We start from the raw sequence: 15921 nt of genomic DNA on the forward strand, positions 1-15921 counted from the left end.
ACAAAATCTCTCACAGGACACATTCATGGCATATACCACCTTTTCACAGACGAAAAACGACCAGCTCAAAGAGCCGATGTTCTTCGGCCAGCCGGTCAACGTGGCACGCTACGATCAGCAAAAATATGACATCTTCGAAAAGCTGATCGAAAAGCAACTCTCCTTCTTCTGGCGCCCGGAAGAAGTTGACGTTTCCCGCGATCGTATTGATTTCCAGGCGCTGCCGGATCACGAAAAGCATATCTTCATCAGCAACCTGAAGTACCAGACGCTGCTGGACTCCATTCAGGGTCGTAGCCCGAACGTGGCGCTGCTGCCGCTGATCTCGATTCCGGAACTGGAAACCTGGGTGGAAACCTGGGCGTTCTCAGAGACGATCCACTCCCGCTCTTACACCCATATCATCCGCAATATCGTGAACGATCCGGCGGTGGTGTTTGACGATATCGTCACCAACGAGCAGATCCAGAAACGTGCGGAAGGTATTGCGCACTACTACGACGAGCTGATCGAGATGACCAGCTACTGGCATCTGCTGGGTGAAGGCACGCACAACGTGAACGGCAAAACCATTACCGTGAACCTGCGCGCGCTGAAAAAACAGCTGTACCTGTGCCTGATGAGCGTGAACGCGCTGGAAGCCATTCGCTTCTACGTGAGCTTCGCCTGCTCCTTCGCCTTTGCCGAGCGCAAGCTGATGGAAGGTAACGCTAAAATCATCCGTCTGATCGCCCGTGACGAAGCCCTGCACCTGACCGGCACTCAGCATATGCTGAACCTTCTGCGCAGCGGCGTGGACGATCCGGAAATGGCGGAAATCGCCGAAGAGTGCAAACAGGAATGCTACGACCTGTTCGTGCTGGCCGCGCAGCAGGAGAAAGAGTGGGCAGATTACCTGTTCCGCGACGGCTCCATGATCGGCCTGAACAAAGACATTCTGTGCCAGTACGTTGAGTACATTACCAACATCCGTATGCAGGCTGTTGGCCTTGATCTGCCGTTCCAGACCCGCTCCAACCCGATCCCGTGGATCAATACCTGGCTGGTGTCCGATAACGTGCAGGTTGCGCCGCAGGAAGTGGAAGTGAGTTCTTATCTGGTGGGTCAGATAGACGCAGAAGTCGATACTGACGACCTGAGCAACTTCCAGCTCTGATGACACGCGTAACGCTCCGTCTTTCTGGTACAGAAGTACTGTGCCAGGAAGAGCACCCTTCTCTGCTGGTGGCGCTTGAAGCACATCAGGTTGAGGTAGAGTACCAGTGTCGTGCCGGGTACTGCGGCTCCTGCCGCTGCCGCCTGGTCGCAGGCCAGGTTGACTGGCTGACCGAACCGCTGGCCTTTATCAACGAAGGGGAAATTTTGCCCTGCTGCTGCCGGGCAAAAGGCGATATCGAAATCGAGATGTGATGGTGTCGGGTGGCGCTTCGCTTACCCGGCCTACAAAACCGCAGTTCGTAGGCCGGGTAAGGCGCAGCCGCCACCCGGCAATTTCAGCGCTTATCCTTCAAAAAACCTACCGCTTTATCCGGGAAATCCGTAAACAACCCGTCCACACCCGCCTGGTTATACAACACGTCGTACAGCTGATTCACATCCGTCGCATACTCTGGCAACTGATCTGCCCGCACCGTATACGGATGCACCTGCATCTTGCTGGCGTGTGCTTCTTTCACCATCGCCGTCAGCTTCACGTGGCCCGGCACTGAACCTTCTGCCACCAGCATATGGTAATCCGGCCCGATGCCGTCGGCGTACTGCGCAATCTGCTTCATCGCGCCCGGCGTAAACATCCAGTCGTAGTTGTAGTTCACCCACTTCCCGTCAGGCTGTTTCTCCTGGGTTTCATTCCAGTCGGTATAGGCAATCAGCTGCACCAGGCTGAGGTTCATCCCCATCTTTGGCTCCAGCTCGGTTTTAATGCGCTTCAGTTCAGCGGCATCAAAACATTGCAGATAGACTTTGTCCTGCTTGCTGGTGTAACCGTACTTCTTCAGTACCTCCAGCGTTCTGGCAGCAATGTCCTTCCCTTCCTGATGATGGAACCACGGCGCTTTGATTTCCGGGTAGATACCAATGTTTTTGCCCGTCGAGTGGTTCAGCCCCTGAACAAACTCGATCTCCTCTTCAAAGGTATGAATGCGGAAATCAGATTTGCCCATCGGGAAACGTCCCGGATAGACCTGCACTTTCTTGCCGTTTTCAATCTCAAAGCCTTCGGTAAATTTCAGCGAACGAATCTCCGCCAGCGTGAAGTCGATGGCGTAATAGCGCCCGTCCTTACGCGCACGCTGTGGGAAACGTTCGGCCACGTCCGTTACGCGGTCAAGATAGTGATCATGCAGGACGACCAGTTGGTCGTCTTTGGTCATCACCAGATCCTGCTCCAGATAATCCGCGCCCTGCGCATAGGCCATCGCTTTCGCCGGGAGTGTGTGTTCCGGCAAATAGCCGCTCGCACCACGGTGGGCAATCACGATTTTATCTGCCGCCAGTGCGGAACCGGTCATCAGGCCTGCCAGCAGCAGGCCACTTGCTAAGTGCGTTAATTTCATCGCAGTGCTCCTTATCCACGACGCGCCAGCACGTCGGCGTGGTGACGTTTTTCACCGATCATCACAACAATCAGCAGCAGAACAGCCAGCACGCTACCGCCAATCATCACCATAAAGCCGCCGTCCCAGCCGAAGAAGTCAACGGTATAGCCCACAATAGCGCTCGCCGCGACCGAGCCGCCCAGATAACCAAACAGACCGGTGAAGCCCGCAGCCGTCCCTGCCGCTTTTTTCGGTGCCAGCTCCAGCGCATGAAGACCAATCAACATCACCGGACCGTAAATCAGGAAGCCGATCACAATCATACAGGCCATATCCACACCCGGGTTGCCCGGTGGGTTGAGCCAGTAAACCACGGTGGCGATGGTCACCAGGGTCATAAAGAACACGCCTGTCGCACCACGGTTGCCACGGAACACTTTGTCCGACATCCAGCCACACAGCAGCGTGCCAGGGATCCCGGCGTATTCATACAGGAAGTAAGCCCAGGAGGATTTATCCAGCGCGAAGTGCTTCACCTCTTTCAGGTAGGTTGGCGACCAGTCGAGAATGCCGTAACGCAGCAGATAGACAAACACGTTCGCCACCGCGATGTACCACAGCAGTTTGTTGGGCAGCACGTATTTCATGAAGATCTGCTTTGCGGTCAGTTCTTCTTCGTGTTGTTCGCTGTAATCATCAGGGTAGTCGTTTTTATACTCTTCAATCGGCGGCAGGCCGCAGGACTGCGGCGTATCGCGCATCAGCGCGAAGGCGATAATCGCCACCAGAATGGCGCCAAAGGCAGGCATGTAGAGCGCAGCTTTCCAGTCGTTAAACCAGGCCATCCCCAGCAGGAACAACAGCGGCGGAATACCGCCCCCCACGTTATGCGCGCAGTTCCACACCGACACGATGCCGCCACGCTCTTTCTGCGACCACCAGTGCACCATGGTACGTCCGCACGGCGGCCACCCCATCCCCTGGAACCAGCCGCACAGAAACAACAGCACAAACATAACGGCAATGCTGGAGGTCGCCCACGGCACAAAGCCCATAAACAACATCACCGCTGCCGCCAGAATCAGACCGGCAGGCAGGAACACGCGCGGATTCGAGCGATCCGACACCGAACCCATGATGAATTTAGAAAAACCGTAGGCAATTGAAATCCCGGACAGCGCGAACCCCAGATCGCCGCGTGAAAAGCCCTGCTCCACCAGATACGGCATGGCGAGCGCAAAGTTCTTACGTACCAGATAGTAAGCCGCGTACCCGAAGAAAATCCCGAGGAAGATTTGCCAACGCAGACGGCGGTAAAGCGGATCGATTTCTGCCTCTGGCAGACGCGCCCGATGCGGCGCAGGTTTGAAGATACTGAGCATGACAGCCTCCGTGGCCATATTTGAATTTTCAGAGGGTTATCTACCCCCTAACTCCAGAGAGGCGGCGATGTTAAAAAATCACAGTGATTGTTACTGTGAAACAACGCACATATTGTTACAGAAATATGACAGGATGCGCAAAAAAGCGCATGAAATCACGTTTCACTTTCGTATTTTGCTCGATTATGTTCGAAATCAAACAAACCACAGAATTGATGTGGCTAAATGGTAAAAAAACGAACATGAGGGAAGACAATGACAATTCACGATCCCCGCTATAGCGATGTGATTATCATTGGCGGTGGGGCAACCGGTGCCGGTATCGCACGCGACTGCGCCCTGCGAGGGTTAAACGTCACGCTGCTGGAGCGCCACGATATTGCAACCGGCGCAACCGGGCGCAATCATGGTCTGTTGCACAGCGGCGCGCGGTATGCGGTCACAGACGGTGAATCTGCGCGCGAGTGTATTGCCGAAAACCAGATCCTCAAACGTATCGCCCGTCATTGTATTGAACCGACCGATGGCCTGTTCATCACCCTTCCCGAAGATGATCTCGCGTTCCAGCACACCTTTATTACGGCCTGTACCGCCGCGGGTATTCACGCCGAAGCGATAGATCCCGCACTGGCACGCCGCATTGAGCCTTCTGTAAACCCGGCGCTGATGGGTGCCGTTAAAGTCCCTGACGGCACCGTGGACCCGTTTCGTCTCACGGCCGCCAATATTCTGGATGCCCGTGAGCATGGCGCCCGCATCCTGACCGGGCATGAAGTCACCGGGCTTATCCGCAAGGGAGATACCGTGTGCGGCGTGCGGGTGTTTGACCCGCAATATAATGAATACAGCGAGCTGTATGCGCCAGTAGTGGTCAATGCGGCGGGGATCTGGGGGCAGCGCATTGCAGAATACGCCGACTTATCCATCCGCATGTTCCCGGCGAAAGGCTCGCTGCTGATCCTCGATCACCGCATCAATAACCATGTCATTAACCGCTGCCGTAAACCATCTGACGCCGATATCCTGGTGCCGGGCGACACTATCTCGTTGATTGGTACCACCTCAACCCACGTTGACTACAGCGAGATTGATTACAACCGGGTGACCGCCGAAGAGGTTGATATTCTGCTGCGCGAAGGGGAAAAGCTGGCCCCGGTAATGGCTCACACCCGAATTCTTCGGGCTTATGCGGGTGTACGCCCGCTGGTTGCCAGCGATAACGATCCCTGCGGGCGTAACGTCAGCCGTGGCATTGTGTTGCTCGATCACGCTGAGCGCGACGGCATGGAAGGGTTTATCACCATCACTGGCGGTAAACTGATGACCTACCGTCTGATGGCGCAGTGGGCCACTGACGCCGTGTGTCGCAAACTGGGCAATACCGAACCCTGCATGACCGCAGAGAAGCCCCTCCCCGGATCACAGCAATCTACCGAAAAAACGCTGCAAAAAATCATCTCACTACCCGCGCCGCTGCGTGGCTCAGCGGTCTATCGCCACGGTGACCGCACACCAGCGTGGCTCGGCGAGGGGCGACTTAGCCGAAGCCTGGTGTGCGAGTGCGAGGCGGTGACCGCAGGTGAAGTGCAGTATGCCGTTGAAAATCTGACGGTGAATAACCTGCTCGATTTACGCCGCCGTACGCGCGTCGGCATGGGGACCTGTCAGGGCGAGCTGTGCGCCTGCCGCGCGGCCGGGCTTCTGCAACGTTTTCACGCCACCACCTCAACCCAGTCGCTTGCTCAGCTCAGCGATTTTTTAAACGAACGCTGGAAAGGTATTCAGCCTGTTGCCTGGGGCGATGCCCTGCGTGAAAGCGAATTCACCCGCTGGGTCTACCAGGGGCTTTGCGGTCTGGAGAAGGAACAACACGATGAAATTTGATACGGTTATCGTCGGCGGCGGTCTGGCCGGTGTGCTTTGCGGTATCCGGCTGACACAGCAGGGTCTGCGCTGTGCGATTATTACGCGCGGCCAAAGTGCCCTGCACTTCTCTTCAGGCTCTCTGGATCTGCTGGGCACGCTGCCTGACGGTTCGCCGGTCGACGCGCCGCTAAAAGCCCTTGATTATCTGCCCCCTGAACATCCTTATTCCCTGGTCGGCGCGCAACATGTTGCCCGTTTTGCCCATCAAACCGAAACCCTGCTGGCGGCCTGCGGCGCACGCTTACAGGGCAGCGCGCAATTCAACCACCAGCGGGTGACGCCGCTCGGCACGCTGCGTAGCGCCTGGCTTAGCCCGGAAGAGGTTCCGGTCGCCCCCTTTAAAGCCAGACACGTGCTGGTAGTGGGCATCAGCGGTTTTCTCGATTTTCAGCCGCACCTTGCTGCGGCCTCGCTGAACCAGCAGGGTATCAGCGCCGACACGGCGGAAATCGAGCTTCCTGAACTGGATGTTCTGCGGGAAAACCCAAGCGAATTTCGGGCGGTCAACATCGCCCGACTGCTTGATAACGAAGACAAATGGCCGCTGCTGTCTGAAGCGCTAAAACCGCTCTGCGAAAAGTACGACGCCCTGTTTATGCCCGCCTGCTTTGGCTTAACAGACAACCGGCTCTGGCGCTGGCTGTCGGATCGTCTTACATGCTCTGTCGGTTTACTCCCCACACTGCCTCCGTCGGTACCCGGCATTCGCCTGCATAACCAGCTACAACGCCAGTTCATCGCCCAGGGCGGGATCTGGATGGCGGGAGATGAGGTGAAAAATATCACCCTGACCGAGGGCGCTGTCAGTGAGATCTGGACCCGAAACCATGCTGATATTCCCCTGCGCACCCGTTTTGCAGTGCTCGCCAGCGGAAGCTTTTTCAGCAATGGGCTGTTAAGCAGCCGCACCGGCATCCGCGAGGCCATTCTGGGGCTGGACGTCCGGCAAAGCACGTCCCGTGCCGACTGGTATCAGAGCGATTTCTTCACCCCTCAGCCCTGGCAGCAGTTCGGCGTTATTGTCGATAACACCCTGCGCCCGCAGCTGGCAGGCGCGTCCATCGATAATCTCTACGCCATCGGCTCTATTCTGGGCGGCTACGATCCCATCGCTCAGGGCTGTGGCGGCGGTGTATGTGCCATCACGGCGCTCAGTGTTGCAGAACAGATTTGCCAGCGCGCGGAGGCAGAACAATGAACAACACCCACTTTGAAAGCTGCATTAAATGCACGGTCTGTACCACGGTTTGCCCGGTAAGCGGCGTTAACCCTGCCTATCCGGGGCCAAAGCAGGCCGGGCCGGACGGCGAACGCCTGCGTCTGAAAGATGGCGCACTGTACGACGAAGCACTGAAGTACTGTATCAACTGTAAGCGGTGTGAAGTGGCCTGCCCGTCAGATGTCAAAATTGGCGATATCATTCAGCGGGCGCGGGCGCGCTACAGCCGCCAAAAGCCCACGCTGCGCGATGCCATTCTCAGCCATACTGACCTGATGGGCAGTGTCTCAACGCCTTTCGCTCCGCTGGTGAATGCCGCCACATCCCTCAAACCGGTGCGCCAGCTGCTGGATGCCACGCTTAAGATCGATCATCACCGTAGCCTGCCGAAATATTCCCACGGCACGTTCCGGCGCTGGTACAAATCCGTGGCAGCAGAACAGGCACAGTTTGCCGAACAGGTGGCCTTCTTCCACGGTTGCTTCGTGAATTACAACCATCCGCAGCTGGGAAAAGATCTGCTGAAAGTGCTGAATGCGATGGGCACCGGCGTGCAGCTGCTGAGCAAAGAGAAATGCTGTGGCGTACCCTTGATTGCCAACGGTTTTACCGATAAAGCGCGTAAGCAGGCCAAAAGCAATGTCACGTCGCTGCGCGAGGCGATTATCGACAAAGGTATTCCGGTGCTGGCGACCTCTTCCACCTGTACTTTTACACTGCGCGATGAGTATCCGCACGTGCTGGATGTGGATAACAGCGGCCTGCGTGAACACATTGAGCTGGCAACCCGTTTTCTGTGGCGCAAGCTCGATAGCGGGCAGACCCTGCCGCTGGGCAAATTGCCGCTGAAAGTGGTCTATCACACTCCCTGTCACATGGAAAAAATGGGCTGGTCACTCTACACGCTCGAACTGTTGCGCCTGATCCCAGGGCTGGAGCTGACGGTGCTGGATTCACGTTGCTGTGGTATCGCGGGAACCTACGGTTTCAAAAGTGAAAACTACGCAACATCGCAGGCGATTGGGGAGCCCTTGTTCCGCCAGATTGAAGAGAGCGGTGCGGATTTGGTGGTGACCGACTGCGAAACCTGTAAATGGCAGATTGAGATGTCCACCAGCAAACGTTGCGAACACCCTATCACCTTGCTGGCGAAGGCACTGGGGTAATCAGTGCCGGGGTGAATGCACCCCGGCAAAGGCGTTACCCGATAAACATCGACTCGACAACGTTGATCCAGCCGTGTTCGCTGGCTACCTCTTTTCCGTTCAGCCAGCGGCGCAGCATGTTCAGCGCCATCATGGCGCACACCTCCTGACGCACGGCTAAACTGTGGCGGGTAATGCTCATTCTCACCCGCAGCGCGTGCGTCCCTTCCGGGGTAGCGAGCGCAAAGTTAAGGTGGTCATCGTCAATCCCGCCGATGGCAAGCGCCAGCCCGGCAAAATGATTCACCCTGCGCTCAGATGCCCAGTGTGCCGTTTGCGCCAGCGTCTCTTGCTGGAACGGCACAACCTCGCTGGCCAGCAGCGGTGCTTCGGCTCTGGAAAGCTGCAATGCCAGCAATCCGCCGGTGAACTGTTCACTTAAGGTGACGCTCAACTGACGGGATTGCAGACTGCGGGCAATTTGCGCAGGCAGCCCTTCCGTCCCTTCAAATATCAGGCTTTCACCCGCCACGCGCTGTACTTCCGGCCACAGCGCCAGCATGGCCGCTTTTTGCGTTGCCGGCCCCGTCAGTTTGAGCTCGATAATCGGCATTGAGGAGCGGTAGCCCATCGACACGCCAGGCGGCAGTTGCAGGTGATCCAGGCTTTGCGCCAGATCGCTTTCAGAGCGGCCAAAAGTGGTCAGGCGCAGGCACAGCGGCGGTTCAGGCAGCGTAAAACGCTCGCGCAGGCGCGGCAGAATTTGCTGCTCCACCATCACTTTAAATTCAGATGGGACGCCCGGGGTGAAGAACATCAGGCAACGGTTCAGTTTGATGGCGAATCCGCAGGCGGTGCCTACCGGATTATCGACCAGTTCGGCGCTGGCGGGAATTTCAGCCTGCTTGCGATTGCTCGGGGCCATGACTCTGCCGCGTTCGGTGAAGAAGCGCTCCATCTGGGCGAGCCACTCTTCGTGCATCACCAGACCTTCACCTTTGGCCGTGGCGGCGGCCAGCGCACTTAAATCATCACTGGTGGGGCCAAGCCCGCCGTTCACGATCAGTACATCGGCGTGTTCACTGCGTTCGCGCAGAATATTCACCAGTGACTCAAGATTGTCGCCCACCGTATTGCGGCGCGTTAACGGTAATCCTTGCTCAAAGAATAAATCGGCCAGCCAGGCAGCATTGGTGTCAATAATTTGTCCATGCAGCACTTCGTCGCCAGTGGATAACATTTCCACGCTTATCATTGTGTTCTCCCACTTCTATGGTCAAAACACTATAGCGCAATGAGGATGGGTGGGAAGAGAAACTGGCGCGGCAGAACACCGCGCCGAAGAGATTAGAAGCCTGCGCTGACACCCACATACGGGCCATCGGCCAGGGCGTTGTCGCGATTGCCATCTTTACCGGCCAGATTCAGGTAACGGTAGCCTGCTTCGATCGTGATCGGACGCATGATCGTCCAGCGCGCACCGGCGTTGGCTTCTTCATAGCTATCAATGCCGCTGGAAAGCGAATCCGGGGAGTAGTAGTACTCGCCGAACAGGCCGAAGCTGTCGCCAATTTTCCACTGCAAACCACCGCCGACTGCCGCCGCATAGCCTTCATCACCGTCATTTGGATTGGTGTAAACGCCTTTGCCGCCTACGGTCGCCAGGAATGGCCCCAGGGGAATATTCAGACCCAGGCCGAGGCTTGCCGCATCGCCGTCGTCGTCGTTATGCGTCCAGCCGCCGGTCATTGCCAGGCCGGAGCTTTCCGTGCCCAGGCCAAAGCCCAGGTGAGTATAATCCTGACCCGCCGAGCCGTTAAAGCTGATGGCGTTAGCCGCCGCAGAAACAAAAATAAGGCCGCTCAGGCCAAGTAATGCCACTTTTTTCATTGTCGTGATCCCACACCGTTTAATTAGAGATGTCCCAAAACCGCGAGATTTTAACCCGAGTCTCTCAGGGATCAAGCACTCTGCGTGCGCCAGACAAGAAGATTGTAACTATTTGATACTCCGGCAGGTACGGCTATCCCTTTAAGGTTGCATTGACCCACTGCTGCAATGCACGACGCGAAACCTTAATGCCGCCATTTTTGAGCTCCGCAGGCAACGCCAGCCAGCGCACGGGCTGCTGGAAACGCGCGAGCTTGTCTCTGATCCAGTCAGGGAAAAGCGTAATATCCGTGCCCGGCTCGCATTCCACTACCGCCACCGGACGCTGGCCAAACTCGGCATCATCCAGCGGGACAACAAATACCTGGCTTATCTGCGGATGGGTAGCGATAACGCGCTCCAGGGATTCCGGCTGAACCCCTTCGCCACCGCTGAAAAAGAGATTATCCATACGCCCAAGAATGGTCAGGACGCCGTTATGCAACTCTCCGCGATCGCGGGTGGCAAACCAGCCCTGGTCGTTGGTGAGCGGGATCAGCGCACCGTCTCGCCAGTAGCCTGCGGCCATACTCTGCGCCTTGATCCAGACTTCACCTTCCACGACCTGCACATCTCTGCCCGGCAGCGCAACACCGACATCCGGCTCACCGTCCGCCTCTTTGGCACACACCGTTGAGGCAAATTCGGTCAGGCCGTAGCCGCAAAAGGTGCGGATCCCCTGCTCCCGCGCCTTGTGTGTCAGCTCGACAGGGATTGCCGCCCCGCCGAGTAAGACGGCTTTCAGGGCAATATAATGCGGAACATTGAGCAGACGCCAGAGCTGTGTGGGCACCAGCGACGCATGGGTGCAGCCCTGCAAAGCCTGCTCCAGCGGCTGTTTTTCACACACGGTTAAACGCGCTCCCGAAAGCAGCCAGCGCCACAAAATCCCCTGACCGGAAACATGAAAAAGCGGCAGCGACAGTAGCCAGTCATCCTCATCACCATAGGGCATTAACGACAACACGCCACGCGCGCTGGCAAGATGGGCAGCGCAGGTGTGCACTGCCGCTTTAGGTAATCCGGTGGAGCCAGACGTGAGCGTCATGGACGCCAGACGCTCAGGCTGCCACATCACCGCATCACCGCCAGACCGTTCTTCCATGCGCAGTGGCGGAAGTCCATCATAGGTTGCGTCCAGCACCAGCGCAAAGCGAAGCGTCATCTGCGGGATCAACACATCCAGCAGCGGGCGCGGCAACTGTGGATTAACAGGCAGGATACGGGCGCCGCATTGCAGCAGCGCCAGCCACGCCAGTAACGTCTGCGGATGGTTATGGGCGAGCAGCATGACGCCATCACCCTCTTGCACCCCTTGCTGATGAAACCCGGCGGCAAGGCTATCGATGCGCGCGCACAACATCGCCCAGCTGAGGACGCTGTCATCCAGGCGCAGCGCCGGTTTGTCCGCAAGCTGCGTACGCCAGTGCCGCCACGGCCAGTCGGGGAAACTCATCGCAACGGCTCCAGCACCTCAACCCCCAGACACGGCAGCGTACTGCCTGGCCACTGGCGGATAAGCTGCGCCTGCATCAGGTTTAGCGTGTCCAGCCCGGGTACGGTGTGAGGCGTTAACCACGCGGCAATGCGCGCCAGTTGCGTCAGCCCAAGGCTGGATTCAATCGACGAACTGATCACCGCCGTCATTCCAAGAGCATGTGCCGCAGAAACCTGCTCGCGCACTTTTTCCAGGCTACCGGTCAGCATGGGTTTAATCACCACCGCACTGACGCCCGGCTCCGCCGCAAACACAAAATCCGGCTCGCGCAGGCTTTCATCCCAGGCGATCGCGATCCCCGTATCCAGGGCAAAGGCGCGCGAATCGTCACGGGTTTTACACGGCTCTTCCAGAAAGGCGATACGGTCGCGATACGCCGGATTGACGTACTTCGCAAACTGCTGCGCCTTGAGCGGTGTCCAGGCGCGATTGGCATCCAGACGCAGACGCAAATCGGGGATGGCTTCCAGCAGCAGGTTGGCCACCATTCCGTCACGCACCGCTTCGTACAGTCCGACTTTTATTTTCGCCACTTTCTCGCCAGGCATGGCCGAGAGGAGCGCAAACAGTTCATCAGGATCGCCAGTACACAGGGGTGCTGCGCGGTAATCTGCTTCGGCAGGCAGACTGCCGTCAAGCTCTGCCAGCGCGCAGCTTATCCCGAACGCCACAGAAGGCACGTCAGGCAACGCGGGATCAGCTCCCGCACGCCATTCGTTCGCCCAGGCCATTAACGCTGCCTGAGCCTTATCCAGCGACTCCAGGCTAAAGCCCGGCAGCGGTGACACTTCTCCCCACCCGTGCTGGTCGCCCTGCTGTAAGTACACGAAAAATCCGTCACGGGTTTTTAACCGCCGTTCACGCAGCACCACGCCCGCGTCCATGGGTATCTGCCAGCGGTAAACCTGCGCGCGACGCATTATGGATTCCGTTTGTATTTGCTGAAGTCTGGCTGGCGTTTTTCGTTAAACGCGTTGCGTCCTTCCTGACCTTCTTCGGTCATGTAGAACAGCATGGTGGCGTTACCCGCCAGCTCCTGCAAACCAGCCTGGCCATCGCAGTCGGCGTTCAGTGCGGCCTTCAGGCAGCGCAGCGCCATTGGGCTGTTTTGCAGCATCTCGCGACACCAGCGCACTGTCTCTTTTTCGAGGTCAGCGATTGGCACAACGGTGTTAACCAGCCCCATATCCAGCGCTTCCTGAGCATTGTACTGACGGCACAGGAACCAGATCTCACGGGCTTTTTTCTGCCCAACGATGCGCGCCATATAGGATGCGCCCCAGCCGCCGTCGAAGGAGCCGACTTTCGGACCGGTCTGGCCGAAGATGGCGTTTTCAGCGGCAATGGTCAGGTCACACATCATGTGCAGCACGTGGCCGCCACCGATGGAATAACCGGCCACCATCGCGACAACCGGTTTCGGGCAGGTACGGATCTGACGCTGGAAATCGAGCACGTTCAGGTGATGCGTGCCTGCATCATCCTGATATCCGCCGTAGTCACCACGCACTTTCTGATCGCCACCGGAGCAGAATGCTTTGTCACCTTCGCCGGTCAGAACGATCACCCCGATGTTATCGTCATAGCGCGCATCGGCCAGCGCCTGAATCATCTCTTTGACGGTCAGCGGACGGAACGCGTTACGCACCTGCGGGCGGTTAATGGTGATTTTGGCAATGCCGTCAGCGGATTTGTGGTAACGAATGTCGGTATAACCTTCGGAGCAGTCTTGCCATTCAACCGGCGCATAGAGCATTTGTTCATCAGGATAGATCATAGAGAGTCCTTTATTCGAAGACGCAGTATCTGAGCCAGACTCGCGGCAACCGCGGCCGGGTTTTCCCGGTGGGCGTTGTGTCCGGCATTAGGGATCACATGGCAAACGGCATCCAGTTCTCGCGCGATGGCGGCAAACTTTTCATCACGTTCACCATATAAATAGTGAAAAGGGACATCGCAGGCGCGAAGTGCCGCGCGCAAATCGGGCTGGGCAGCAAGCGAGGTCGCCTCAAGCATATCCGCCAGCGGTGCACCGCGGTTCTGGCGGCGCAGCATAATCAGGTCATGACGTTGTGCATCCGTCAGGGACGCAAAGACAGGCTGTTGATACCAGTCGGCAAAAACAGACTCGAGCGGCTGCTGGCGAAAACGCATTGCCCAGCTCTCGTCGGACTGGCGTCGGGCAGTGCGTTCTTCGGCATTTTGCAGCCCCGGATGCCCGCCTTCGACAATCAAACCATCCAGCCCCGTCGGTTGCTGAGCCGCATGGAACATCGCAATGCGGCCGCCGAGAGAGTACCCCACCAGCCAGTAGTTAAGTATGTTGTAACTAAGAAGGGTGCTTTCCAGTAACGCGTTAACCGCTTCAAAATCAGCAACAGAGAGATGCGCCGATCCCCCGTGTCCGGGCAGATCAAGATACAGCCGGGGAGCGTCGCTCAGCGCTCCCCCAACGACCTGCCACTCGCGGTTATCGCCGGAAAAACCGTGCAAAAAGACCAGCCAGGGCGTTCCTGGCTTTCCGGCCTGCTGCACACCTGCAAGGATCACAGGTGGCTTACCTGTGCCAGCAGGCTTTGCAGCTGCTGTGCCCCGGCAGAATCATTCACCACCAGTTCAATCAGCGTGGCACCAGGCTGACGCCATGCGCTGCTCAGCGCGGTTTCCAGCTCTGACCAATTTTCCGGGCGGTGATATTTCAGGCTGAACATCGCCGCCGCATGTTCAAACTGCACATTCTGTGGCATCAGATAGAACTGTTCGCGCTCACTCTGTGGCGTGGGCAGTAACGAGAAAATCTGCCCGCCATTGTTATTCACCACAATCAGCACAAACGGAGCCGAAGCCCGGCGCAACAACGCCAGCGCGTTGAGATCGTAAAGTGCAGAGAGATCGCCCACCACCGCCAGGGTCGATTTCGCGCTGGCGCGTTGTACGCCCGCCGCCGTTGAGATAAGCCCGTCAATACCGCTTGCGCCACGGTTGCTGTACACCGGGTATCCGGCAGGCAGCTGAGAGAAAGCATCTATCAGGCGCACCACCAGGCTATTACCGACAAACAGCTGTCCCTGCTCTGGCAGATACTGACGAATACGATGGGCAAGCCCGGCTTCGCCGAAGCTTTCGCACTGAGAATGAGTTAACTCCCACGCCTGGCGCGAAAGCTCGGGGATGTCCACCGCCCAGGGTTTACGTTTTTCTGCGGGGTGAAGTTCCAGCCAGGCATCAATACTGCTGACCAGACGACGACCGCGATGGTGCGCCGGGTCGAGCCGCCCTTCCAGCGGATCCACCAGCCAGTACTCTTCCGGCTCGCAGGTGGCCTGCCACTGCAGGACGCGTTTTCCCGTGAGGCTTGAGCCAATCTGGACGACAATTTGCGCTTGCGCTAACTCGGTGACGGCTTTCGCGTTACCCAGCCAGAGATCGGCGCACGGCAACGGCTGCCCTGTTTGTGAAAGGACATCGCCAATCAGCGGCCAGCCGAGGGTTTGCGCCCATTCAGCCACCTGCCGCCCTTCTGCTGCGCTCATGCGCCCGGCAATTACCACACCGCGCTTTTGCCGCCAGAAGAACCAGTCGCGCTGCTTCGCGCTTTCAAGATGAGTCTGTTCACGCAGCCAGGTTTTTTCGCTGTTCCACCAGTCGCCAAGCGTCTGTTGCCAGTCAAGCCCTGTGTCATCCAGCTCGCCATACAGCGGCTCGGCAAACGGACAGTTGATATGCAACGCCCCACCGCGCAGCGAGCTCATCGCATGATCGAGCGTCGATACCAGCCAGCTTGCCGGGATGTCCTGAGTTGGACGCGGCAAGGAAATACTCTGCGAAGGATGGGACGCAAAAATGCCCGGCTGACGAATAGCCTGATTCGCGCCGCAATCGATAAGCTCTGGCGGGCGGTCAGCGGTCAGCAGGATCAATTTTTCACCGGTTAACCCGGCTTCAATAATGGCAGGATAGAGGTTAGCCACCGCCGTACCGGATGTGACAATTACCGCCACGGGTTCTTTGCTGACTTTTGCCAGCCCCAGCGCCAGATGACCTAAACCACGCTCATCAAAATGGGTGTGATGGATAAACGTCCGGTTTTCAGCCGCCGCAAGGGTCAGCGGCGTAGAGCGGGAACCGGGTGCAATACACACGTGCCTGACACCATGGCGGGTCAGGGCTTCAAGGATCACCGTCGCCCAGCGTCGGTTAAAAGAACTTACTGACATGAGATTGTCCGGTATCAATATTGCGACACAGTATAAATAATAGAAAAAGATGGAATTTTGATATGAAT

14 protein-coding genes are annotated in these 15921 nt (G+C 57.5%); 5 read left to right on the plus strand and 9 right to left on the minus strand.

What is annotated here, in order from left to right; genetic code table 11:
• Window positions 1–25: 25 nt before the first annotated feature.
• Both nrdB and yfaE read left to right on the plus strand, forming a co-directional pair.
• Window positions 26–1156, plus strand: a complete 1131-nt coding sequence (nrdB, locus tag N1249_RS15020) for a class Ia ribonucleoside-diphosphate reductase subunit beta (RefSeq protein WP_259830621.1) — start codon at window positions 26–28, stop codon at window positions 1154–1156.
• Window positions 1156–1410: a class I ribonucleotide reductase maintenance protein YfaE gene (gene yfaE / locus N1249_RS15025; protein WP_014071081.1), complete on the plus strand. Its 255-nt coding sequence runs from the start codon at window positions 1156–1158 to the stop codon at window positions 1408–1410. Before nrdB ends, yfaE begins: the two co-directional genes overlap by 1 nt.
• Window positions 1411–1493: 83 nt before the next feature.
• Here the strand turns inward: yfaE and glpQ are convergent, their stop codons facing one another.
• Together glpQ and glpT are read right to left on the minus strand one after the other, a co-directional pair.
• Complete coding sequence (gene glpQ, locus N1249_RS15030) at window positions 1494–2555, minus strand: glycerophosphodiester phosphodiesterase (RefSeq protein ID WP_259830624.1); 1062 nt, start codon at window positions 2553–2555, stop codon at window positions 1494–1496.
• Between the two features lie 11 nt (window positions 2556–2566).
• A complete protein-coding gene (glpT, locus tag N1249_RS15035; RefSeq protein ID WP_259830626.1) occupies window positions 2567–3919 on the minus strand; it encodes a glycerol-3-phosphate transporter in 1353 nt (450 codons plus the stop codon).
• A gap of 255 nt (window positions 3920–4174) precedes the next feature.
• Here glpT and glpA point away from each other — a divergent pair, with 255 nt between their 5' ends.
• Genes glpA through glpC form a run of 3 tightly spaced genes read left to right on the plus strand, consistent with a single transcriptional unit; the run spans window position 4175 to window position 8230 of the window.
• Window positions 4175–5803: an anaerobic glycerol-3-phosphate dehydrogenase subunit A gene (gene glpA, locus N1249_RS15040; protein WP_259830628.1), complete on the plus strand. Its 1629-nt coding sequence runs from the start codon at window positions 4175–4177 to the stop codon at window positions 5801–5803.
• Complete coding sequence (gene glpB / locus N1249_RS15045; protein ID WP_259830630.1) at window positions 5793–7043, plus strand: glycerol-3-phosphate dehydrogenase subunit GlpB; 1251 nt, start codon at window positions 5793–5795, stop codon at window positions 7041–7043. Before glpA ends, glpB begins: the two co-directional genes overlap by 11 nt.
• Window positions 7040–8230, plus strand: a complete 1191-nt coding sequence (gene glpC, locus N1249_RS15050) for an anaerobic glycerol-3-phosphate dehydrogenase subunit GlpC (RefSeq protein ID WP_259830632.1) — start codon at window positions 7040–7042, stop codon at window positions 8228–8230. The genes glpB and glpC overlap by 4 nt, the downstream gene beginning before the upstream one ends.
• A gap of 34 nt (window positions 8231–8264) precedes the next feature.
• Here the strand turns inward: glpC and N1249_RS15055 are convergent, their stop codons facing one another.
• From N1249_RS15055 to menD, 7 genes are all read right to left on the minus strand, one after another.
• A complete protein-coding gene (locus N1249_RS15055; protein ID WP_259830634.1) occupies window positions 8265–9464 on the minus strand; it encodes a nicotinamide mononucleotide deamidase-related protein YfaY in 1200 nt (399 codons plus the stop codon).
• A gap of 92 nt (window positions 9465–9556) precedes the next feature.
• Window positions 9557–10099, minus strand: a complete 543-nt coding sequence (locus N1249_RS15060; RefSeq protein ID WP_259830635.1) for a YfaZ family protein — start codon at window positions 10097–10099, stop codon at window positions 9557–9559.
• A 133-nt stretch (window positions 10100–10232) separates the two neighbouring features.
• Window positions 10233–11594 carry an o-succinylbenzoate--CoA ligase gene (menE, locus tag N1249_RS15065; protein ID WP_259830637.1) on the minus strand — a complete coding sequence of 454 codons (1362 nt, stop codon included), beginning with the start codon at window positions 11592–11594 and terminating at the stop codon, window positions 10233–10235.
• Window positions 11591–12556, minus strand: coding sequence for an o-succinylbenzoate synthase (gene menC / locus N1249_RS15070; protein WP_259830638.1), 966 nt, complete (start codon window positions 12554–12556; stop codon window positions 11591–11593). The genes menE and menC overlap by 4 nt, the downstream gene beginning before the upstream one ends.
• On the minus strand, window positions 12556–13413 hold the full coding sequence (menB, locus tag N1249_RS15075; protein ID WP_014071092.1) for a 1,4-dihydroxy-2-naphthoyl-CoA synthase: 858 nt from the start codon (window positions 13411–13413) through the stop codon (window positions 12556–12558). The genes menC and menB overlap by 1 nt, the downstream gene beginning before the upstream one ends.
• Entirely contained in the window at window positions 13410–14186 is a 777-nt protein-coding gene (gene menH, locus N1249_RS15080) for a 2-succinyl-6-hydroxy-2,4-cyclohexadiene-1-carboxylate synthase (protein WP_259830644.1), read from the minus strand. The genes menB and menH overlap by 4 nt, the downstream gene beginning before the upstream one ends.
• Window positions 14183–15853: a 2-succinyl-5-enolpyruvyl-6-hydroxy-3-cyclohexene-1-carboxylic-acid synthase gene (menD, locus tag N1249_RS15085; protein ID WP_259830646.1), complete on the minus strand. Its 1671-nt coding sequence runs from the start codon at window positions 15851–15853 to the stop codon at window positions 14183–14185. The genes menH and menD overlap by 4 nt, the downstream gene beginning before the upstream one ends.
• Window positions 15854–15921: the final 68 nt, after the last annotated feature.

This window comes from Enterobacter sp. CP102 (assembly GCF_025152625.1).
GTDB classification, from domain to species: Bacteria; Pseudomonadota; Gammaproteobacteria; order Enterobacterales; family Enterobacteriaceae; genus Enterobacter; species Enterobacter soli.